The sequence below is a fragment of the Bradyrhizobium algeriense genome, from assembly GCF_036924595.1.
Taxonomy (GTDB): Bacteria; Pseudomonadota; Alphaproteobacteria; order Rhizobiales; family Xanthobacteraceae; genus Bradyrhizobium; species Bradyrhizobium algeriense.
In genome coordinates, this window is the sequence record NZ_JAZHRV010000001.1 from 6,885,786 (window position 1) to 6,907,777 (window position 21,992).

Annotated in this window: 17 protein-coding genes; 5 read left to right on the plus strand and 12 right to left on the minus strand. The window is 64.2% G+C overall.

Annotated elements, in window-relative coordinates; translation table 11 throughout:
- Window positions 1–105: 105 nt before the first annotated feature.
- From V1286_RS33170 to pcaF, 4 genes are all read right to left on the minus strand, one after another.
- Window positions 106–1,044, minus strand: coding sequence for a LysR family transcriptional regulator (locus tag V1286_RS33170; protein WP_334487131.1), 939 nt, complete (start codon window positions 1,042–1,044; stop codon window positions 106–108).
- Between the two features lie 48 nt (window positions 1,045–1,092).
- The gene (gene pcaG, locus V1286_RS33175) at window positions 1,093–1,695 is read right to left on the minus strand and encodes a protocatechuate 3,4-dioxygenase subunit alpha (RefSeq protein WP_334487133.1); all 603 of its coding nucleotides are present in this window, start codon (window positions 1,693–1,695) and stop codon (window positions 1,093–1,095) included.
- Window positions 1,696–2,397 carry a protocatechuate 3,4-dioxygenase subunit beta gene (pcaH, locus tag V1286_RS33180; RefSeq protein WP_334487135.1) on the minus strand — a complete coding sequence of 234 codons (702 nt, stop codon included), beginning with the start codon at window positions 2,395–2,397 and terminating at the stop codon, window positions 1,696–1,698.
- Between the two features lie 136 nt (window positions 2,398–2,533).
- Window positions 2,534–3,742, minus strand: coding sequence for a 3-oxoadipyl-CoA thiolase (gene pcaF / locus V1286_RS33185; RefSeq protein ID WP_334487137.1), 1,209 nt, complete (start codon window positions 3,740–3,742; stop codon window positions 2,534–2,536).
- Between the two features lie 238 nt (window positions 3,743–3,980).
- Here pcaF and mutS point away from each other — a divergent pair, with 238 nt between their 5' ends.
- On the plus strand, window positions 3,981–6,716 hold the full coding sequence (mutS, locus tag V1286_RS33190; protein ID WP_334487139.1) for a DNA mismatch repair protein MutS: 2,736 nt from the start codon (window positions 3,981–3,983) through the stop codon (window positions 6,714–6,716).
- Between the two features lie 139 nt (window positions 6,717–6,855).
- Here mutS and V1286_RS33195 read toward each other — a convergent pair whose 3' ends face one another.
- Window positions 6,856–7,650, minus strand: a complete 795-nt coding sequence (locus V1286_RS33195) for a hypothetical protein (protein WP_334487142.1) — start codon at window positions 7,648–7,650, stop codon at window positions 6,856–6,858.
- 182 nt (window positions 7,651–7,832) lie between these two features.
- Window positions 7,833–8,342: an OsmC family protein gene (locus V1286_RS33200; RefSeq protein WP_334487145.1), complete on the minus strand. Its 510-nt coding sequence runs from the start codon at window positions 8,340–8,342 to the stop codon at window positions 7,833–7,835.
- Between the two features lie 207 nt (window positions 8,343–8,549).
- On the opposite strand from V1286_RS33200, the gene V1286_RS33205 reads away from it, so the two are divergent.
- Window positions 8,550–11,345, plus strand: coding sequence for a [protein-PII] uridylyltransferase (locus tag V1286_RS33205; RefSeq protein ID WP_334487148.1), 2,796 nt, complete (start codon window positions 8,550–8,552; stop codon window positions 11,343–11,345).
- Between the two features lie 90 nt (window positions 11,346–11,435).
- Here V1286_RS33205 and V1286_RS33210 read toward each other — a convergent pair whose 3' ends face one another.
- The 6 genes from V1286_RS33210 to V1286_RS33235 form a co-directional block, all read right to left on the minus strand.
- On the minus strand, window positions 11,436–11,666 hold the full coding sequence (locus V1286_RS33210) for a hypothetical protein (protein WP_334487151.1): 231 nt from the start codon (window positions 11,664–11,666) through the stop codon (window positions 11,436–11,438).
- A gap of 290 nt (window positions 11,667–11,956) precedes the next feature.
- Window positions 11,957–13,231 carry a DUF1501 domain-containing protein gene (locus V1286_RS33215; protein ID WP_334487154.1) on the minus strand — a complete coding sequence of 425 codons (1,275 nt, stop codon included), beginning with the start codon at window positions 13,229–13,231 and terminating at the stop codon, window positions 11,957–11,959.
- A 3-nt stretch (window positions 13,232–13,234) separates the two neighbouring features.
- Window positions 13,235–14,689: a DUF1800 domain-containing protein gene (locus V1286_RS33220; protein ID WP_334487156.1), complete on the minus strand. Its 1,455-nt coding sequence runs from the start codon at window positions 14,687–14,689 to the stop codon at window positions 13,235–13,237.
- A gap of 192 nt (window positions 14,690–14,881) precedes the next feature.
- Complete coding sequence (locus V1286_RS33225) at window positions 14,882–17,425, minus strand: M56 family metallopeptidase (protein WP_334487159.1); 2,544 nt, start codon at window positions 17,423–17,425, stop codon at window positions 14,882–14,884.
- Window positions 17,425–17,874 (minus strand): BlaI/MecI/CopY family transcriptional regulator, encoded by a 450-nt coding sequence (locus tag V1286_RS33230; RefSeq protein WP_334487162.1) that lies wholly within the window; start codon window positions 17,872–17,874, stop codon window positions 17,425–17,427. The genes V1286_RS33225 and V1286_RS33230 overlap by 1 nt, the downstream gene beginning before the upstream one ends.
- 342 nt (window positions 17,875–18,216) lie before the next feature.
- Complete coding sequence (locus V1286_RS33235; RefSeq protein WP_334487165.1) at window positions 18,217–18,486, minus strand: hypothetical protein; 270 nt, start codon at window positions 18,484–18,486, stop codon at window positions 18,217–18,219.
- Window positions 18,487–19,165: 679 nt separating this feature from the next.
- Here V1286_RS33235 and V1286_RS33240 point away from each other — a divergent pair.
- The 3 genes from V1286_RS33240 (at window position 19,166) to V1286_RS33250 (ending at window position 21,856) form a co-directional block, all read left to right on the plus strand.
- On the plus strand, window positions 19,166–20,704 hold the full coding sequence (locus V1286_RS33240; RefSeq protein ID WP_417021295.1) for a PAS domain-containing sensor histidine kinase: 1,539 nt from the start codon (window positions 19,166–19,168) through the stop codon (window positions 20,702–20,704).
- Window positions 20,701–21,372 (plus strand): response regulator transcription factor, encoded by a 672-nt coding sequence (locus tag V1286_RS33245; protein WP_334487172.1) that lies wholly within the window; start codon window positions 20,701–20,703, stop codon window positions 21,370–21,372. Before V1286_RS33240 ends, V1286_RS33245 begins: the two co-directional genes overlap by 4 nt.
- A 94-nt stretch (window positions 21,373–21,466) precedes the next feature.
- Entirely contained in the window at window positions 21,467–21,856 is a 390-nt protein-coding gene (locus tag V1286_RS33250) for a response regulator transcription factor (protein ID WP_334487174.1), read from the plus strand.
- Window positions 21,857–21,992 lie beyond the last annotated feature (136 nt).

Sequence of the window (21,992 nt, forward strand, 5' to 3'; positions counted from 1 at the left end):
CGCGTTAGCGGCGCGGGGGTTCGGGATACGTCCCGATCCGCCCAGACGATAGCGCTTTGCCGACCTAACACAATTACCCATTTATGCCGTATAGATAACATCATGTTATTTCTTGCGCGACCTGGAATCGGGCTTTCGCGGCGCCGCCTTGCCCGGTCCGACCGCCCGCATTTCCGAACGCAGACATTCGATGAAATGCTCGATGTGCAGCGACAGCGGTGCACCGCGCTTCACCGCAATGTAGGTGTCGAACCTGGTCGGCTCGACGATTTTCAACAATTCGACACCGGGATAACCGCCATGGGCGACGGTGAACTGGTCGATCACGGCAATGCCGAGACCGGCCTTGACCAGCGCGCACACGGTGGTGCCGAAGCGCGCGCGGATGGTGATGTCGTAGTCGAGTTTGTTGCGCGCAAATATCTCCGCCATGATCCGCCCATAGGGATCGTTGGGATCGATGCCGATCAGGGGATAGCGGATGATCTCCGCGGCAGAGACCTGCTTGCATCCGGCAAGCTCATGCCCCGCCGGCACGATGCAGAACAATTCGCCTGACGCCAGCGGCAGAAAGTCGAGGCCGGGATGCTCGAGCCGATAACTCATGGCGACGCAATCGCCGCGCCCCAGCAGCAGATAGTCGACGGCCTCCTCGATCTTGAGGATGTTGATGTCGATCCGCAGTTCCGGATAACGGCGCCGCACCCGCTCGATCGCGCGCGGCACCATAACCTGCGAGATGCTGGGCACGGAGCCGATACGCAGTTCGGACAGATCGCCGCGTCCGATCTTTGAGATGATCTCGGAGAGATCATCCATCTTCTCGTAGACGCCGTTGATCTGCTCGAAGATGTTGCGGGCTTCCGCCGTCGGGAAATAGCGCCCGTTCTGGCGCTGGAAGAAGCGGACGCCGAGCGATTTCTCGGTGTATTTCACCAACCGGCTGATGCCCGGCGCCGACACGTTCAGAAGCCTCGCCGCGCCGCCGATCGTGCCGGTCACCATCACGGCGCGGATCACCTCGACCTGGCGAAGCGTCATCATGTGCGAAGTCTTGCCTCTCGCGTCGCCTCGGCTGCGATATGAATGCAGCTACACGTCGAAGAACACCGTCTCTTTGTCGCCCTGCAGGTGGATGTCGAAACGATAGACGGCATTGCCGCCCGGCTGGCGCGTCGCGATCAGCGTGGCGCGGCGATCGGCCGGCACCAGCGCCAGTACGGGATCTGACGCGTTGGCGGCCTCGCCGTCGAAATAGATCCGCGAATAATTATGCAGCAGCATGCCGCGCGCGAACACCGCAAGCAGGATATGCGGCGCCTGCGGCTTGCCATCGGGATCGGGCACAGTGCCCGGCTTGATGGTGTCGAAGGCGTAGCCACCCTTGGCGTCGGTGCCGATGCGGCCGAATCCCTTGAATGACGTATTCGGCTGTGCCCGTTTATCCTGCGGGTCGGAGAAGCGGCCTTGCGCGTCCGCCTGCCAGATCTCCAGCATGCAGTCCGACACGACCGCGCCGTCGCCATCGAACACCTGGCCCTCGATGCGAATGCGTTCGCCCGACGTATCTGATGTCACCAGGTTGTTGTTGAACGCGTCGTTCCAGTCATATTTGCCGTTCGGCGTCAGGCCATAGGCGAAGTACGGACCGACGGTTTGCGACGGGGTAACCCCGTCTGGCTTGGTCTGTTGCACTTACTTTTTCTCCATCGGCGTGGCGTTGCGCCCGCGCAGCACAATGTTGAAGCGGTAGCACAGCGCCCAATCCGGCTTGGTGTTCTCCAGATCGAACGCGGAAATCATCCGGTTGCGCGCCTTCTCGTCGGTGACCGAATTGAAGATCGGATCGAACGGGAACAGCGGGTCACCCGGGAAATACATCTGCGTCACCAGACGCGACACGAACGAATGGCCGAACACCGAGAAGTGGATGTGGGCCGGCCGCCAGGCGTTGTGGTGATTGCCCCAGGGATAGGCGCCGGGCTTGATGGTGACGAAGCGGTAATAGCCCTGCGCGTCCGACTGCGCACGGCCGGCGCCGGTAAAATTCGGATCGAGCGGCGCGGGATGCTGGTCGACGACATGCACGTAACGGCCGCAGGCGTTGGCCTGCCAGAGTTCGACCAGCGTGTTCGGCACGCCGCGGCCGTCTTCATCGAGCACATGGCCGTGCACGATGATGCGCTCGCCGAGCGGCTCGCCCTTGCCTTGAACGGTGAGGTCGTGATCGTTCTCGCGCACCGTCTCGTGGCCGTAGACCGGCCCGGTCAATTCCGACAGCGTATGCCGCATCGGAATCAGCGGCTTTGAGGGCGAGCGCTTCACCGTGCTCTTGTAGGCGGGGGACAGCCGCGGCGGATGCGCCGCCAGACTCTGCACTGGATAGACCAATGTCATGACGAATTCCTCCCTCGCATCGCGCTCGCGGCGCAAAATTGCTTTGCAATTTTGTCGCCGAGCCGCGCCCGCCAGATCATTATACGACATAACTAATTCGGGAAAGCGCTGTTTTCCACCCTCCCAAACAGTTGTTTTAATTAATCTTTTCGATCGCGACCGCAACGCCTTGGCCAACGCCGACGCACATGGTTGCCAAGGCAAGCTTCCCGCCCCGCTTCTCCATGCCGTGCACTGCCGTCAACGCCAGCCGCGCGCCGCTCATGCCGAGCGGATGGCCGAGCGCGATCGCGCCGCCATGCGGGTTGACGAAGTCGGCGTCGTCCTTGACGCCCAGCTGCCGCAGACAGGCTATGCCCTGCGAGGCGAAGGCTTCATTGAGCTCGATCAAATCGAAGTCAGAGATCTTGATGCCGAGCCGCTCCATCAGTTTCTTCGTCGCCGGCACCGGGCCGATGCCCATGATGCGCGGCGGCACCGCGGCCGAGGCTAACCCAAGGATGCGCGCCCGCGGCGTCAGCCCGTGCTTCTTCACCGCAGCTTTCGACGCCAAGATCATCGCCGCCGCGCCGTCATTGACGCCCGACGCATTGCCCGCCGTCACCGTGCCGGGATTGCGCACGATCGGCTTGAGTTTGGTCAGGCCTTCTAGCGTGGTTTCGGGGCGTGGATGCTCGTCCTTGTCGACGATGACAGGCCCGGCCTTGCCGCCCGGCACCGACACCGGCGTGATTTCCTCGGCGAAATAACCTGATGCGATCGCAGCGCCCGCGCGCTGCTGCGAGCGGATCGCCATCGCATCCTGGTCGGCGCGCGACACCTGGAATTCCTCGGCAACGTTCTCGCCGGTCTCCGGCATCGCATCAACGCCGTACTGCGCCTTCATCAGCGGATTGATGAAACGCCAGCCGATAGTGGTGTCGTAGATCTCGGCCGAACGCGCGAACGCTTCCGGCGCCTTGCCCATCACGAACGGTGCGCGGGTCATCGACTCGACGCCGCCGGCAATCGCGAAATCGATCTCGCCGGCTCGGATCGCCCGTCCCGCGGCGCCGACGGCATCGAGGCCCGACGCACAGAGACGGTTGAGGGTCTGGCCGGGAACCGATTCCGGAATGCCCGCCAGCAACAGCGCCATGCGCGCGACGTTGCGGTTGTCCTCGCCGGCCTGGTTGGCGCAGCCGAAAAACACCTCGTCCACCTGCGCCCAGTCGAGCCCGGGATGCTTCGCCATCAGCGCCTTGATCGGAACGGCGGCCAGATCGTCGGCGCGCACCTTGGCGAGCGAGCCGCCGAAACGGCCGATCGGGGTCCGGACGGCATCGCAAATGAACACATCACGCATTGAATTTCTCCCTGAATGCCGCGCTTTAGGCGTTGACCCGCTAGGTTTGATGGCGAGTTTTAGGAGCGCGCCCGCGACAGGTCAATTGAGGCGTCGTTCCCGGGTGGTGCTTTCGCGGGAGGTCCGTCATGCCCTCAACGCTGGCGTGATGAACGGGAGGGCGGTGGGCGTGGAAAACTCTGACAACGCAGGTAAGGGAATAGGACCGGACCGCAAAATTTTGTAGTTTGCGGCCGCAATGACGATCCAGCAATCCATCCCCGCCCCCGCGCCCCCTGAAGCCACGCCGGCTACCGACGCAAATTCGCGCGTTACGCCGATGATGGAACAATACTTGGAGATCAAGGCCGCCCATCCCGGGCTGTTGCTGTTCTACCGGATGGGCGATTTCTACGAGCTGTTCTTCGAGGACGCCGAAATCGCCTCCAAAACACTCGGCATCGTGCTGACCAAGCGCGGCAAGCATCAGGGCATGGACATCCCGATGTGCGGCGTGCCGGTGGAGCGCTCCGAGGACTATCTGCATCGGCTGATCAACGCCGGCCACCGGGTTGCCGTCTGCGAGCAGACCGAGAATCCCGCCGCGGCGCGCGCCCGCGGCAACAAGAGCGTGGTGGCCCGCGGCGTGGTGCGGCTGGTGACGCCGGGCACGCTGACCGAAGACACGCTCCTGGATGCCCGCACCAACAATTATTTGCTCGCAATCGCGCGCGCCCGCTCCTCCTCCGGCGGCGACCGCATTGGCCTCGCCTGGATCGATATTTCCACGTCCGAATTTATGGTCACGGAATGCGCGACCGCCGAACTCGCGGCGACGCTGGCGCGCATCAATCCGAATGAAGTGATCGTCACCGACGCGCTCTATGGCGATGCCGATCTCGGTCCGCTGCTGCGCGAACTGCCGTCAGTAACGCCGCTCACCCGCGACGTCTTCGATGGCGCCACCGCCGAGCGGCGGCTATGCGACTATTTCGCGGTCGCGACCATGGATGGCCTCTCCGCGATGTCGCGGCTGGAAGCAACCGCGGCGGCGGCCGCCGTCACCTATATCGACCGCACGCAGGTCGGGAAACGTCCGCCGCTGTCGCCGCCCTCGCGCGAAGCAGCCGGAACGACCATGGCGATCGATCCCGCTACCCGCGCTAATCTCGAATTGACCCGCACACTGTCGGGTGAACGGCGCGGGTCGCTGCTCGATGCGATCGACTGCACCGTCACCGCCGCGGGATCGCGGCTCCTGGCGCAGCGTCTCGCCGCACCGCTCACCGACATCGCGGGAATCGCGCGGCGGCTGGATGCGATTGCGGCCTTTGTCGCCGACAGCGCGGCGCGCGACGACGTTAGGACCACGCTCCGTGCCGCGCCCGACATGTCGCGCGCTTTGGCGCGGCTGTCAGTCGGACGCGGCGGCCCGCGTGATCTTGCAGACCTGCGCGATGGCATTCTTGCCGCCGATCAGGCACTGGTGCGGCTCGCGCAGCTCGAAACGCCGCCGCTGGAAATCATCGCTGTGATGGAGGCGCTGCGCCGCCCCTCACGCGACCTCGCCCGCGAGTTCGAGCGCGCACTCGCCGAGCAACTGCCGCTGATCAAGCGAGACGGCGGCTTCATCCGCGAGAATTATGAGGCAGCCCTCGACGAGAGCCGGAACTTGCGCGACGCCTCCCGCCTCGTCGTCGCCGCGATGCAGGCGCGCTACGCCGACACGACCGGCATCAAGGCGCTCAAGATCCGCCACAACAATGTGCTCGGCTATTTCGTGGAGGTGACCGCGCAGCACGGCGACAAGCTGATGGCGCCGCCATTGAACGCGACCTTCATCCACCGCCAGACGCTGGCCGGCCAGGTTCGCTTCACGACGTCCGAACTGGGCGAGATCGAAGCCAAGATCGCCAATGCCGGCGACCGCGCCCTCAATCTCGAACTCGAAATCTTCGAGCGGCTCTGCGTGATGGCGCTCGCGGCAAGCGACGACCTGCGCGCCGCAGCGCATGCGTTTGCATTGCTCGACGTCGCAACCTCCCTGGCGAAGCTGGCGGTCGATGACAATTATGTGCGGCCCGAGGTCGATGGCTCGCTCGGCTTCGCCGTCGAGGGCGGCCGGCACCCCGTCGTCGAACAGGCGCTGAAGCGGGCCGGCCAGCCGTTCATCGCCAATGCCTGCGACCTGTCGCCGGGGCCCGCGCAAAAATCCGGCCAGATCTGGCTGATCACCGGCCCCAACATGGCGGGTAAGTCGACCTTCCTGCGGCAAAATGCGTTGATCGCGCTGATGGCGCAGATCGGCTCCTATGTACCGGCATCGCGGGCACGGATCGGCGTCGTCGACCGGCTGTTCTCGCGCGTCGGCGCGGCCGACGATCTCGCCCGCGGCCGCTCCACCTTCATGGTCGAGATGGTCGAGACCGCCGTCATCCTCAACCAGGCCAGCGAGCGCTCGCTGGTCATCCTCGACGAAATCGGCCGCGGCACCGCCACCTTCGACGGCCTGTCGATCGCCTGGGCCGCGATCGAGCATCTGCATGAGGCCAACCGCTGCCGCGCGCTGTTCGCCACGCATTATCACGAGCTGACCGCGCTCTCCGCCAAACTGCCGCGGATGTTCAACGCCACTGTGCGGGTCAAGGAGTGGCAAGGCGACGTCGTATTCCTGCACGAGGTGCTGCCGGGTTCGGCCGACCGCTCCTACGGCATCCAGGTCGCCAAACTCGCTGGCCTTCCGCCGGCAGTGATCACGCGCGCCAAGTCGGTGCTGGCCAAGCTCGAAGCGCAGGACCGCGGCCAGACGGCGCGCGCACTCGCCGATGATTTGCCGCTGTTCGCCGTCCCCTCCCGCGCCGCCGCGGAAGCCGCGCCGCCGAGCGAGGCCGAGCAGATGATGGAAGCCGTGAAGGCGCTGCATCCCGACGAGATGTCCCCGCGCGAGGCGCTGGAGGCGCTATATGCGCTGAAGGCGAAATTGCCGAAGGGATGAATTCGATGCCGTCATTCCGGGATGGTGTGCAAGCACCAGACCTCAGGGGTGCAATTGCACCCCGGGGAATCTCGAGATTCTCAGATGCGCAATTGCGCATCATAGTTCGATGCTAGCGCATCGCCCCGGAATGACGGGTTCAACTAACAGCCTTCCTCCGCCCGAGCCACCACAGGCCGAGATTCCACCCCACGCAGGTCGCAAGCGCCAAGCTTAGCCCGATCGCCGAGCCGAACTGCGGTGCGGCGACGTGCAGCACCGCAATCGCGATGCCGAGGCCGATCAGGCCCCAGGCGCTGTTGGCGAGCACGGCGGCGGTCGGCGGGCCGCCGATGCGCGGGTGCAGGATCAGCATCATGGAGGTGAACACGACCGGGAACAGCGCGATCATGCCGCTGACTTTGGGTCCGACCCAGCTCGACGTAGTAACCACCGTCGCTACCAGCGTTGCGACCAGCGACGCCCGCAGCGGAATGTCGTACCAGCGGCGCTTGATCGGCGGCATTTTGGCGTGGCGATAGCGGGCGAGCAGCGGGACGCAGATCGCGTAAGCGATGACATTGGCGATCAGGCCGCCGGCAAGCGACCATTGCACCGAGCGGATGATCGCAGCGAGCGACAGCCACACGGCCACGGCTGCGAAGCAACTGAGCAGCGCGCCATGGCGTTGCGCCAGCACGACATAGGTCAGCCCGAGGAAGATCGTCGCGGCGTTGATCGGCAGGCTTGCCAGCGCGCCCTCGGCGATGAAGGCCGCGTCATGATCGAGCGCGAGGAACACATAGGAAGGCCCGGCCGAGATCGGCAGCGTCGCGATCAGCGCACCGATCACGGGGCCCGAGCGCTCGGTGACGATGGAAGCCGTCACCACGAACGCCGCGGTGATCGCCATGCGCAGGCCGAGCGTGAGGATGAAGGCGAGTTCGGGGGACATGGCGGCGGTCTCTTACCCTCCCCTGGAGAGGGAGGGTCGACGCTCATGAATGAGCGGCGGGGTGGGGTGACAGTCTCTCCTCGCGAACGGTGCCCGAGTGGAGAGATCACCCCACGCCGTCTCGCATTTCGCTCCGCTCATGCGAGCCGACCCTCCCCCTCCAGGGGAGGGTTGCGAGCGCCTCACACCCGCTTCATCGAGACCGAGATCTTCGGGCCGTTCCTGATAGTCTGATACACCACGCAATAGCGTTCGGTGAGCTTGAGCAGCAAATCGAGCTTGTCCTGCGGCGCGTCGGTGCCGACCTCGAAGCGCAGGCGGATCTCCTCGAAACCGACCGAGGCTTCCTTGTCGACGCCGAGCGTGCCGCGAAAATCGAGGTCGCCTTCGGCGATGACGTTGCCGCTTTTGAGCGGCACTTCAACGGCGGTGGCGACCGATTTCAGCGTGACGCCGGCGCAGGCGACGAGGGCTTCCAGCAGCATGTCGCCGGAGCAGAGTTCGAGGCCGGAGCCGCCGGTGGCGGGGTGGAGGCCAGCTACCGCCAGCGCACGGCCGGTCTCGACCTTGCAGGCGATGCCTTCATTGTCGATCGAGCCTTTGGCTTTGAGGGTGATGACGGCGGCCGAGGGATCGGACTTGTAACGTTCCTTGATCGGGGCCTGCATCGCGCGAAGTTCGGCGGCGTCCATTTTGTTCTCCCGACTTTTGTTTGTGCACCGGATATAAAGCGCTATCGACGCGCTGTCATCCCGAGCCGCTGGTCATCGACACGCCGCGTCGGAAATCCGCGTTTTTCCAACAGCTTATGGCTGGCATTCGCGGCGGCGGCAGCATAGCTTTGATCCGACCGTACAATCCACCGTGACAGCCTTTGTGCCGTCCGTTATCGGGTAGCCATGGACAGCATCGTGATTGAGGCCCCCTCGGGGGAAGATGAACGTTTCGATACCGCGCGGATCACCGCGGCGGTCGATGCGCTGGCCGAAAAACATGCCGGCCGCGAGGACGTGTTTCGCTCGGCGCTGGCGCAGCTCCTGAAGGCCGAGATGATCGCGGCGCGCGCGACCGCGCAGGGCGTGCTGCTCAGGGATCGCCACGGCCGCCGCTGCGCGGAGCGGCTCTGCTTCATGCAGGACGAAATCATCCGCATCCTCTACTCTGCCGCCACGCGGCATCTCTATCGCTCACATGTGCCCTCCGGCGCCGAGCGCATGGCCGTGGTCGCCACCGGCGGTTACGGCCGCGGCCTGATGGCGCCGGAATCCGACATCGATCTGTTGTTCATCCTGCCCTACAAGCAGACCGCCTGGGGCGAGCAGGTCGCGGAAGCCATTCTCTATTGCCTGTGGGACATGGGATTGAAAGTCGGCCACGCCACGCGCTCGGTCGACGAATGCATCCGCCAGGCGCGCGGCGACATGACGATCCGCACCGCGATCCTGGAGACGCGGTTTTTGACCGGCGACCAGCCGCTCTATGACGAACTGGTCGCCCGCTTCGACAAGGACGTCGTGCAGGGCACCGCTTCCGAATTCGTCACCGCGAAGCTCGCCGAGCGCGAAGAACGCCACCGCCGCGCCGGGCAATCGCGCTATCTGGTCGAGCCCAACGTCAAGGACGGCAAGGGCGGCTTGCGCGACCTGCACACGCTGTTCTGGATCGCGAAATACGTCTACCGCGTGCGCGAGACCGGCGAACTGGTCGAGCGCGGCGTGTTCGACGCGCAGGAGTACCGCACCTTCCGCCGCTGCGCCGATTTCCTGTGGTCGGTGCGCTGCAATTTGCATTTCGTCTCGGGGCGCGCCGAAGAGCGGCTGTCGTTCGACATGCAGCGCGAGATCGCGGTGCGGCTCGGCTACACCTCGCATCCCGGCATGCAGGATGTCGAACGCTTCATGAAGCACTACTTCCTGGTCGCCAAGGACGTCGGCGATCTGACCGCGATCCTGTGCGCCAAGCTGGAAGAGGAACAGGCCAAACCCGCGCCGGTCTTGAGTCGCATGGTGGCGCGGCTGCGGCCGGGCACCAAGCGGCGGCGGGTGCCCGACAGCGACGACTTCATCATCGACAACAACCGCATCAACCTCGCCGCGCCCGACGTCTTCAAGCACGACCCGGTCAATCTGATCCGGATCTTCCGCCTCGCGCAGACGAACAACCTCGCCTTCCACCCCGACGCGATGCGCACGGTGACGCGCTCGTTGAAACAGGTGAACTCCCAGCTTCGCGAAAATCCGGAAGCCAACCGGCTGTTCATGGAGATCCTGACGTCCGACAACGCGGAGACCGTGCTGCGGCGCATGAACGAGACTGGCGTGCTCGGTCACTTCATCCGCGCCTTCGGCAAGATCGTGTCGATGATGCAGTTCAACATGTACCACCATTATACGGTGGACGAGCATCTGATCCGCTGCATAGGCCACCTGCAGGAGATCGAGCGCGGCGGCAATGACGAGTTCACGGTCGCGAGCGACCTGTTCCGCAAGATTCAACCCGAGCATCGCGCGGTGATCTACATCACCACGCTGCTGCACGACGTCGCCAAGGGCCGGCTTGAGGATCACTCGATCGCCGGCGCCAAGGTGGCGCGGCGATTGTGCCCGCGGCTCGGTTTCAGCACCGCCGATACCGAGCTGGTGGCATGGCTGATCGAAGAACATCTCACAATGTCGACGGTGGCGCAGTCGCGCGATCTCTCCGACCGCAAGACGATCGAGAATTTTGCCGCCGTCGTGCAATCCGTCGAGCAGATGAAGCTTTTGACCATCCTGACCACCGCCGACATCAGGGGCGTCGGCCCCGGCGTGTGGAACGGCTGGAAGGCGCAGCTGCTGCGCACGCTGTATTATGAGACCGAGCCGGCGCTGACCGGCGGCTTCTCGGAAGTGAACCGCGCGCAGCGCATTGCGGTAGCACAATCCGAATTCCGCGCCGCGTTCAACGAGTGGCCGGAAGCTGAGCTCAACGCCTATATCGGGCGGCACTATCCCGCCTACTGGCTCAAGGTCGAGCTGCAACGCAAGATCCGCCAGGCGCGCTTCATCCGCGCCAGCGAACAGGCCGGACATCAGCTCGCGATCAATGTCGGTTTCGACGAGGCGCGCGGCGTCACCGAGCTGACGATACTCGCGACCGACCATCCGTGGCTGCTGTCGATCATTGCGGGCGCCTGCGCCTCGGCCGGCGCCAATATCGTCGACGCGCAGATCTACACGACCACCGATGGCCGCGCGCTCGACACCATCGCGATATCAAGGGAATACGACCGCGACGAGGACGAGGGACGGCGCGCGACCCGCATCGGCGAGATGATCGAGCAGGTGCTGGAAGGTAAATTGCGGCTGCCCGAAGTGGTGGCCCGCAAGGCGGCCAACCGCGGCAAGGTGCGCGCGTTCGTGGTCGAGCCTGAAGTGACCATCAACAATCAGTGGTCGGACCGCTACACCGTGATCGAGGTCTCCGGCCTCGACCGCCCCGGCCTGCTGTATCAGCTGACGACCGCGATCTCGAAGCTCAACCTCAATATTGCGTCGGCCCATGTCGCGACCTTCGGCGAACGCGCCCGCGACGTGTTCTACGTCACCGACCTCCTGGGTGCCCAGATCAACGCGCCGACCCGGCAGGCCGCGATCAAGAGCGCGCTGATTCATCTGCTCGCCAGCGAAGACAACGTCGCGCAACCGGCGGCGTGATAGGCTCGTGTCCTGTAGGATGGGTGGAGCGGAGCGATACCCATCAATGCCGACGCGGAAGGTGATGGGTTTCGCTTCGCTCTACCCATCCTACGAGCCCACCGGCCCCGCGTCGGTCTTCCGCTCTCTGCGATAGCGCAGCGCATCGATCAGCAGCGAGAGAATGGACGACCGCTGATGGCGCGTCGGGTAAGGCAGGTGGTCGTCCGACAACGGCCCGCGCGTTATGTCCTGGTCGTCGTCGCAGAATTTCGGTGCGAAGGCGAGGAAGGCGCCGCCGAGATCCGAATGGTGGAATGGGTTTCGTGGTGGACGTCGCATCGGTCGTCAACCTTATGCAGGAGACGCGCGAGCTCGTTGCGATAGAGCCTCGCCCAGCTGACATTCAAGCTGGTGAGGAATTCGAGCTCGCGGCCTGTGAGTATCGACATGGGAAACGCCGGGATGCGGTAGCAGGAGACATCGGACCAATTACGCGAGGCCGTTACGTCTTCTGCATTCCGGCGAAGTGGCTGCTATAGGGCCGACATGTGACTGCGGAAGACAGGGCGATGCCGGAAACGGCGAGCGACAAGATAATGACCTGTGACGTCATGGGTAGACCTCCTCAACTAACCAACCAGACCTGCAACCGGCACGACGCCGATGCTGTCCGGAAACACGGTGCTTGCGAGCGCACGCTCGTCGACTCTCAGATGGTCGCGGAGCAGGCCCTTGAGCACGGCGCGCAGATCGGTGGTGGGTTTGAGATCGCGTTCCTCATGGAGCTGGGCTTGTTTCAGCCCCGGCCAGTCGGCGACCACGCGCCCGCCCCGCAAGGCGCCGCCGGCGAGAAACGCCACGGTGCCGGTGCCGTGATCGGTTCCGTTGGTGCCGTTGATGCGCGCGGTGCGTCCGAACTCGGTGATGACAGCGACTACCGTCTCGCGCCAGTCGTCGCCCATGTTCTTCTCGATCGCCGCAAGCGCGCCATCGAGCGCACCCAGTAGATTGGCGAGCTGACCGGAGGCCGCGCCCTCGTTGATGTGGGTGTCCCAGCCGATGAAGCCGACAGCCCCGACACGTGGGCCGTCGGGCTTGGCGAGAAAGCGAGCCGCGGTGCCGGCGGCCTCGGCAAAATAGGCCCGCACCCCGGCGATGCCGGGCGCTGAAAGCGCCGCGCCGTCGGCCATGGCGGCATCCGATAATCCGGTGGCGCCGAGCGCCGACAGACGCATCCTTGCCTCGAGCGCGACGGCCAGTTTCGGATCGGTATGTTTATAGAGATCGAGCAGCCGGGCCTGGGTGTCTTCGTTGGCCGGCAGCAATTTTTGCGGCACCCATGACAGCACCGGCGCGCGGCCACGGACCACCAGCGGGGTCACGGATCCGACGCCAAGGACGCGGCTGCCGCGCGGATCGACCCGGCCGTCCGACGCCAGCTCGGCCAGCGCGCGGTTGAGCCAGCCGGTGTCGACGGCGCCCGGCCGTGCGATGCCGCTTTCGAGAACGTCCTGGCCGTCGAAATGCGAGCGCTCGCGATAGGGCGTTGCGGTCGCGTGCACGATGGTTGCTTGCTGCGCCTGGTAGAGCCGGTGCAGGTTAGGCATCGCGGGATTGAGCGCGAAGAAACTGTCGAGCGGCAGCGCCGGCGGCTTGCCGTCGAGCACCAGCGCGCGGTCGCCGCGCAGGCCGATCCAGTCGGGATCGCCGACGGGGGCGACCGCACCGAGACCATCGAGCGCGCCCCGGAGCACGATGACGAGCATGCGCGGATCGCGGCCCTCGGCGCGCGCAAGCCGCGGCATCTGGCTCCACGCGAACAGGCTGCCGGCGCCGACCAGCGCCTCGCGGCGAGTTGGCAGATGACTTGGCAAATGACTTGGCAGATGGTGGCGAAAGGTCATGCTTCACCTCCTCTGGAATTCGGCCGACATGAACAACAGCACGAGCGCCTGCTGGCGGCTCTCGGCGCGGCCGACCGCCTGTTTCACCTCCGGCGACACCTGCGATCCGAGCACGGTCTCGATGACGTCCTGGGGATCGGTCCTGCCTGCGATGCGCTCGGCGAAATAATTGGCGACGTCGAGCCGCCGTCCCATGCCGTCGATCCAGGATGCTTCGTCGTCCGGGAAACCCTTGGGCGACGGCGGCCGCCACAACGGTTCGCCGAGCAGGACCTGTCCATCCGTGTACCGCACAGGGTCGGTCTGCGTGAGCCCGGTCGCGCGCACCATGCCGACCACCCACTCGCCGGGCCGCTTAAGTTTGGCCGGCGGCTCGCTCCACGCCTCGTCGGACGAGACCATCACCCTGGCGACCTGCTTGAGATCGCCGCCGGTATCGAGGAACGCCTTCGCGATCCGTTCCACCAGCGCAGGCGGCGGCGTATCGGCCACGAAATAGCGGGCCAGCTTGGTCGCCACATGCGAAGCTGTCGCAGGATTGGCGGCGAGATCGCGCAGCGCGGCACGTCCCTGCTCCACCGTTTCGTCCTCGTAGGATTTTCCCAGCACCTTCTGCGCGCCGGGCTCGTGTAGGCGGGGATTGAAGGTGAATTCGCCGCCGTGCTCGGGATTGTCGCCGGGCGGCACCAGGGTCCATCCGGTGAGAATGTTGGCGAAGCCGATCACGTCATCCTGGGCGTAGCCGCTACGCACGCCGAGCGTATGCAACTCGAGAATCTCGCGCGCGAGATTCTCGTTAAGGCCGCGGCTGCGATTGAGGCCAGCGGTCGAGTTCGCGCCCATCGAAACCGTCTGGTCGAGATAGAACAACATCGCCGGATGGCCCTCGGCCGCCAGCAACAGGTCGGTGAAGCGGCCAAGCATATGAGGGCGGATGGCCTCGCGCTCATAAGCGCCGGACATGCTGCGGATCTTGTCGGCCGAGACGCAGAAATGATTGGACCAGAACCAGACCAGTCGCTCGACAAACCCGATCTCGGCGCCGAGCGCGGCCGCGATACGAATCCGCGCCTCGTCGAGATAGATCTGCCGCCCTGGATCGGGGACAGCTTCGGCGGCGATCTTTGCTGCCATCTCGCCCGCACCTTGCCCCTGGCCCTGCGCGGCGCCTTCCATCATTGCGGACGCTTCCGCCATCTGCTGGCGTTTCGCGTCCTGTTCTTTCTTGGCGACGATTGCCTTGGCCTGCCGCTTCGCAAACGCGTCGGTCACCGCGCGATAGGCCTTGGCACTCGACGGAAGATTGGCGGCAGCGAGTTCGCTGATCGCGGGACGATCGAGTTCGGCGATCAGCGCGCCGCGCGGATCGGCCTCGATCGCCGCGATCGATCCCGGACGCGGCCCCAATCCGAACCGATGGAGGGCCATTGCGGCTTCAGCCTTTGCAGAGCGGCTCATGGTAACGCCTCGGAACATGCGACGTATTGTAATGCTACGAATCGTAACATTTCGGGAACCATAATGCAAGCACAGATTGAGTGGGGTCGCCCGGCCGCGCGGTGGTGCCGCGGGCCTCACCATGATTGGCTGACATGTTTCGCGGGGAGGAGGAGGCGCACGCGTCGGCGTGCGTCTCGAAGGATGAAGCGGCTAATACTGCGGACCCAGCGCAATCCGTCCGATCGTGCCGTCCTTGAGCAGGCCGATCCGCCACTCCGCCGAACCATTGGCGAACTGGGCGATGTAGATGTCGCTATCGAGACCCGAGACGCCCCGGAACGACATCGCGCGCAAGGCGCCGAGCCGGGAAAGAATGGCCTCGTTGAACGGAAGCTGTTGCCGCGTCTGCGCCGCGACTTCGGACGTCATGCGCTCGTAGTTCGGCTCGCCGCGGCCCACGGCCTCGATATATTGCCGCAGCGCCGCTTCGCTCCCGGCCAGCGGAACGGTGCGCCGCGCCACGCGCCCTGGCTGACCGTTTGCCTGGGGCTCGCCGACGGTGTGCACGCGCGTCTGCTGTCCCGGCAGCAAGATCTCCAGGCATTTCCCGGAAGCGTCCGCGATCACCCACGGGCTCTCGACATTGGTCATGATCGGGAAAGACATCTCCTCGCCGACCGTGGCCAAGGCTACGCGTTTTCCTTCTGCGTCCAGCCTGAAGAGCTGAATGTCTGTCCCGCTGCCATTGTAGATCAGCACCCTGATCGGTGCGATCTCGCTAACGGCTCTCAAGTCCTGCTCGCCGGAGCAGGCAAGGACCCCGCCCGGTCTGTCGTTGCCGTCAGGCCGGAAGATTACGTCTTCGACCTTGCCGTCCGCCCCTTGCAATAAGCGGAATTCCGCAACGCCATTGACGAACTTCACGCCATAAATGTCGTAACCGCCAGGGCCCACGCCGCGAAAGAAAATCGACTCCACCGCACCGAACGCCTTGAACGTGGACTGCAGCTCGGAAAACTGACGACGGATCTTGGCCGCCAGCGATTCACTCATCCGCTCGTAGTTGGCAGCACCGCGCTGCAGATCCTCGATCCCCTGCAGGATCGCCTCCTTGCTGCCCGGCAGCGGGGTCTGCTCCCTGAACCGGTCCGGCGCCGCAGCAATTCGGCGCGCGAAGCCTTCCTCGATCGCCTTCGCCCTGTCGGCCGAGACTCGCAGCGCCGAACGTGCGCCGGACACCGGCTCGTGCAGCAGGACCTGGTTCACCTTGGCCTCGCCGGTGCGCAGGAAAATAACGAGATTGTCATGGCCGTCGTCAAAGGCATCGACGCCGCGCGCCACGATTTCGAATTTCGTCCGCCCCGTCTCCTGCACATGGAGCCGCTCGCCATCGCGGATGACGGTGAGGACGCGGCCGGGTCCCAACTGGTACGCGCCAACATACGAATCCAGCCGGCCAGCATCGACCGCGATCCCTTGCCACGACAATTCGGCTGTCCTGATCGCGCGGATGTCGCGGCCATTCTGGTTCAGCACCGGAGCGAATGGCTTCCGTTCATGGCTGACGGCCAACGTGATCGGGCCGGCCGCCGCCGGGTAGAAATAGGTTCCATCACCCAGCACCGCCAGCCGGAGTTTTCGCTGTCCGCTGACTTGCCCGAAGAAATCGTCGCCCTCCCGCGAAACGGTGAAGATCGACGCGCGATCCAACGCATAAAAGGAAACCGACTGCGGCTTGCGCGCTGCGGTCACGGCATCTGCCGCATGGTCAAGCGCGGCCGAAGCCGCCGGCGCGGCGCGATAGGCGATCGAGCCGGCAGAGACGATGACAACCGGCAGAATGACGGCTGCGGTCCCGATGCGTTTGCCCCAGCCCAGCTTTGCAGGAGCCGTGGTTGCTGCGAGAATGTGTTCCACCCGGCTGCGCACCGTGCACGCCCTTGCCATTTCGATGCCTGCCGGCGCCCGCCGAACGTGCTGCACCAGGTCGAGCAGGATCTCGGCGTAGGACAGCCTGTCCTCGACCACTTCGAGCGCCGTTGCATCGCTGATGATTTCGGCCAGTTCGGCCAGCCTTGTGAGGTGCCACCACGCGAACGGACTGAACCAGAACACCGAACGATTGAACGAGGCGAGCAGCAACAGATAGAAATCGCGGTTGGCGACGTGAGCGCCCTCATGGGCCAGCACGGCCTGACGCTTGCGCACATCCCAATCGAAGCATTGCGGCGGAAGCAGAATTGTCGAGCCGAAGGTGACGGGCCCGGCGATCACGCTGCTCACGCGCACGCTCCAGTCGGCGGTCCAGGGCTCGCGCATCGGCTTGGCGGCGCGCGCCAGCCGCCAGGTCAAATAGAGGCCGACCGCCAGCCTCGACAAGAGAAGACCGGCAACGAGCGCATAAACGGTGGTGGCCAGCGCCAGCCAGTTCAGGGCCTGCACAGGCGCCGAGCGGGGAGCGGCGGCCACGCCCCGCTCAGCCGCGAGCATGTCGGGCAGCGGCTCCGGCGACGGACTGTCCGATGGACCGGCAGGCCAGAAATGTTCGGCCGTCGGCACCGGCAGCGCGTCCACGGTGACGGTTACCGTGGTCCAATGCATCAGCAGCGGCATCGACAGTGACGCCAGCAGCACCATAGCCCAGGAAGTCATGTGCATGTGCGGATTTCGCACCCGAAACAGATTCAAGCCGGCCCACACGACGCCCCCGAGCAACAGGGAGCGCAGCGCCGACTCCGCCAGAATCGCCAGCATTATCTCCTCCTACCCTTCGCCTCTGTTTTGGTATCGGCTTTGGCCTCAGTCTTGGTCTCGATTTTAGTGGTCGCGATTTTAGTCTTGGCCTTCGCAACCTGGTCGGCCAGCGTGCGCAGCTGACGCTGGTCGAGCATCTCGGTGTCCACCATGCCGACCAGGACCTCTTCGACGGAGCCGTTGCAGAACCAGTCGACGATGCGCTGGACGGCTTTCGCCGCAACCCGCGCGCGCGGCTCGGCGGCCTGATAGACATAGGTCCGTCCATCCACGGTGTGCGTGGTGTAGCCCTTGTCTTCCAGTCGTCGCAGCACGGTGCGGACCGTCGATTCCTTCAACGGGCGGGAAAGCCGTTCGCGGACGGCCTCGGCCGTGACAGGACCATTGGCCCAAACCAGTTGCATGACCTCGCGTTCGAGGTCGCCCAGTTCGGGCAGGCTGTCATCCATGGTGCTACCTTGCGATCTCGGGCCTCAATGCTACACAGCGTCGCATACGTGGCCGGAATCCGCAACTTCTATTCCCTCGAGGGCCGCGCCTCGCCCGGACGGCGCCACAACCGGCGGCTCACGCTCTCGCGTCGCAGCAGCCAACGCTTCCGCGCGAGCACACCACTATGTTTGAGGCAGTGAACCACTGGCGCCGATCAGGCGATGACAGCGTGAAGACCGCGCCGATCGGGTTCGAGCCATCGGCGCGACTGACGGCGCAAACGGCGCGTATCCGAGTTTCGCACAAGTGCGCCGTAGCTCTGCGTGATCGCTGCTGAAGCAGCTTGCACTGAGCGCGATCTAGTTGGTCTGTTTGGGATCAGCCCAGCCATGGAGCTCGAGAACTGTCAGGCCCGCTGCAACGAAGGCCAGATAGTTTGTCTGGGAAACCAGGATGCCCAGATCGAACAGATCAAGCATGGCTTCCGAAAGCTTCTCTCTCGGCGCGTCGATGGCCGGCTTGCCTCCGTCGATGACGGATAGCTGGAAGCTGCGCCCGCGCCTCCGATGCATTGCTTCGGGTCCGATGTCATCGGAGCAAAGGATCAAGTGCAGGCGTGCTTTCGGCATATCAATCCCCAAATTTGCGGTCGACGAGCACTGGGTTACGGGTTTGACAACTGCAACGAGATGTTTGCGTTCGACGAGACGTCCGGTTGAAGGTCTCGCGCAAAGGCCTTTCCCGCAGGGCAATTTCATAAAAACTCTTATGCCACCGGGTTACCCGATAAGCTTCACCATTGAAACGAAACAGACCATTAGACGGAGGTTGATCCACACATTACATTCGGTTGGCAGGATCATACCTAGGTTTGCGATCGCTATCCAGGCCGCGGCGGGCGATCGGAATGCCGCACACCCGGGAGGCGCATCGGGGCACGCAATGACCGCCCCGGACTTTTACGTCCTCCGGAATTTCCTCCGGACGTCCAAAAGCTGCTAACATGCAGCCTGTTGGGAGGGCGACGTTGTCGCCGCTGATGATAGAGATCACCTAGCGACGCAGCGGGCCCCGTGTGGCCGAGCGATGCTGCCGATGATGCGTAACCAGACCATGAAATCCTGGCGCTCGGCCGAGCAATGGCTGCTGGGCAGCATGGTGCTGGCGTTGGCGATGGCGGCTTTCATCTGGCTTGTGCTCGGCCCCGCACCGGCGGCCCCCGCCTATTTGACCGCCGTCGTCTTGCTCATCGCCTCGCTTCTCGCCTCCCTGATCATGATGCTCCGGGTCGGCACGACCCGCAGGCAGATGGAAGCCGTGCTCCACGGCCGGGCGAGGGCCGAACAACACGCGATAGAAGCGCTGCGTCATAGCGAAGCGCAATGGAAGGAGGTATTCGAGCACAACCCGGTGATGTATTTCATGGTCGACGCGGCCGGCACCGTCCTGTCCGTCAACACATTCGGCGCTGCACAACTCGGCTACTCCGTCAGCGAATTGCTCGGGCAATCCGTGCTGAAAGTCTTTCCTGCCGAAGAGCAACGTGCGGCCCAGAGCAATGTTGCCATTTGCCTGGAAAATATCGGCCGAACCCACAGTTGGGAGATCTGCAAGGTCCGCAAGGACGGTTCGTCGCTCTGGGTTCGTGAAAACGCCAAGGCCGTGCGGCGGCTGGATAATCAACTGATCGTCCTGATCGCATGCGAGGACATCACCGAGCGCAAGCAGGCTGAGAATGCGCTGCGGCAGAGCGAGATGTATCTGGCCGAAGCCCAGCGAGCGAGCCACACCGGCAGCTTTGGCTGGGGCGCCGGCAGCGGCGAAATTATCTGGTCGGAAGAAACCTTCAGAATATTTGGATTCGACAAGGCCCCTTCAATCAAGTTCGCCGCGGTCATGCAACGCATTCACCCGGATGATCGCGCGCGCGTGCAACAGACCATCGACTGCGCGTCCAGCGACGGGAAGGACTTCGAGCATGGATATCGTTTGCTGATGCCTGACGGCGCGGTCAAGCATGTCCACGCCACGGGCCATGCGGTCACGGACGCATCAGGCGGCGTCGAATTTGTCGGGGCCGTAACGGACGTCACCGCCCGCAAGCAAGCCGAGGTCGAATTGCATGAAGCGCAGACGAATCTGGCGCATGTCGCGCGAGTGACGGCGCTCGGGGAAATGGCCGCGTCGATCGCCCATGAGGTGAACCAGCCGCTCGCCGCCGTCGTCACCAATGCCGCCGCATGCCTGCGCTGGCTCGACCGCGAACCTGCCAACCTGAAGGAAGCGCGCGGCACCCTGCGGTCGATTATCAATGACGGCAATCGGGCGGGCGAGGTCATCCAGCGCATCCGCGCGCTCGTGAACAAGACCACCGATCGGAAAGCGCTCCACATCAATGAAGTCGTCAACGAGGTCATGAGCCTTGTGCAGCATGAGCTGTTCACCCACCGGGTGGCGCTGCGGCTGGAACTCGCCGCTGCCCTTCCCCCGGTCCTCGCCGACCGGATCCAGTTGCAACAAGTCATCCTCAACCTCGTCGTCAACGGGATTGAAGCGATGCAACAGGTCAAGGACCGGCCGCGCGAGCTGGTGATCCGGACGCGGCAGGATGAGACAAGCCAGGTGCTGGTCACGGTGAGCGACTGCGGTGTCGGGGTGGCCGCCGAGAATGCCGATCGGCTGTTCGATGCCTTCTTCACCACCAAATCCAGCGGCATGGGCATGGGCCTGTCGATTTGCCGCTCGATTGTCACTGCACACGGAGGACGGCTATCGGCCTCCGGCAATGCCGGTCCCGGCGCGACGTTTCAGTTCACCTTGCCATTGCATCAGGAGGACGGTACGTGACCGGCCGCCCAGCATCACCTCACAACCTCACAGGTGCCGAAGAACCAGTCGTCTTCGTTGTCGATGACGACGCATCGATGCGTGACGCTCTGAGTAATCTTTTCCGGTCGGTGGGCTTGCGGGTCGAAGTGTTCGGTTCGGCTCACGAGTTTCTGCAGAGCACGCTTCCGAACGTGGCCAGCTGCCTGATCCTCGACATCAGGCTGCCCCGGTTGAGCGGTCTCGACTTTCAAGCCGAGCTGGCGAAGGCCGACATCCACATTCCGATCATCTTCATGACGGGTCACGGCGATATCCCGATGACGGTCAGGGCGATGAAGGCCGGAGCCGTCGACTTCCTGACCAAGCCATTCCGCGACCAGGACATGCTGGATGCCGTAACCACGGCAATCGAACGCGACCGGGTTAGCCGCAATGAAGCCAGGGCCCTCTCAGGCTTGCATGCTCGCTTCGCGACCCTGACCCCTCGGGAGCGAGAGGTGATGGCTCTGGTCACGACCGGCCTCATGAACAAGCAGATCGCCGCCGAAATCGGCATTGCCGAGATCACCGTGAAGATACACCGCGGGCACATCATGCGGAAAATGGCTGCGAAGTCGCTGCCTGACCTGGTGAGGATGGCGGAGATGCTCGGGATCAAGCCCGCATCCGGCGGGCCGCAAACCTAAGTATGATTCTCCGACTCCGATTTCGGACGCACTCTCCCATCACGCGGCTGTGCAGCACAAAGACGCCCTCTGGTCGTCTCCAGGAAGGACCGCTGTGTCCAACCCACCGGTAATTTCAATCATCGACGATGATGGATCCGTTCGCGCCGCGACCCACAACCTCGTGAGATCGCTTGGCTACGTCGTCCATTCGTTCGCGTCGGCCGAGGAGTTCTTGCGATCGTCCCAGCTGGGTGACACATCGTGCGTGATCACGGATATCAGAATGCCTGCCATGAGCGGGCTCGAATTGCAGGCCCACCTGCTCGCCCGGGGACATAGCCTGCCGTTCATTTTCATCACGGCTTTCGCCGTCGAGAGCGATCGCGCGCGCGCTCTGAAGGCCGGGGCGGTCTGCTATCTGACCAAGCCCTTCGACGGGGAAGTCTTGATCGGATGCCTCGATACCGCCCTGGAAGGAAAGGGCGCGGCAACGGGCAAATGACCCAACAGGGTGGGCGCCGCGTTAGTGTGTTGCGGACCGGCTATACGCAAGGATGACCTCGCCAAACATGTAGACAGGTTGAAGAAAGGCGGAGCCGGCGCGAGACTTCGCATCGTCGCTCCTCGAGAGAACGAAA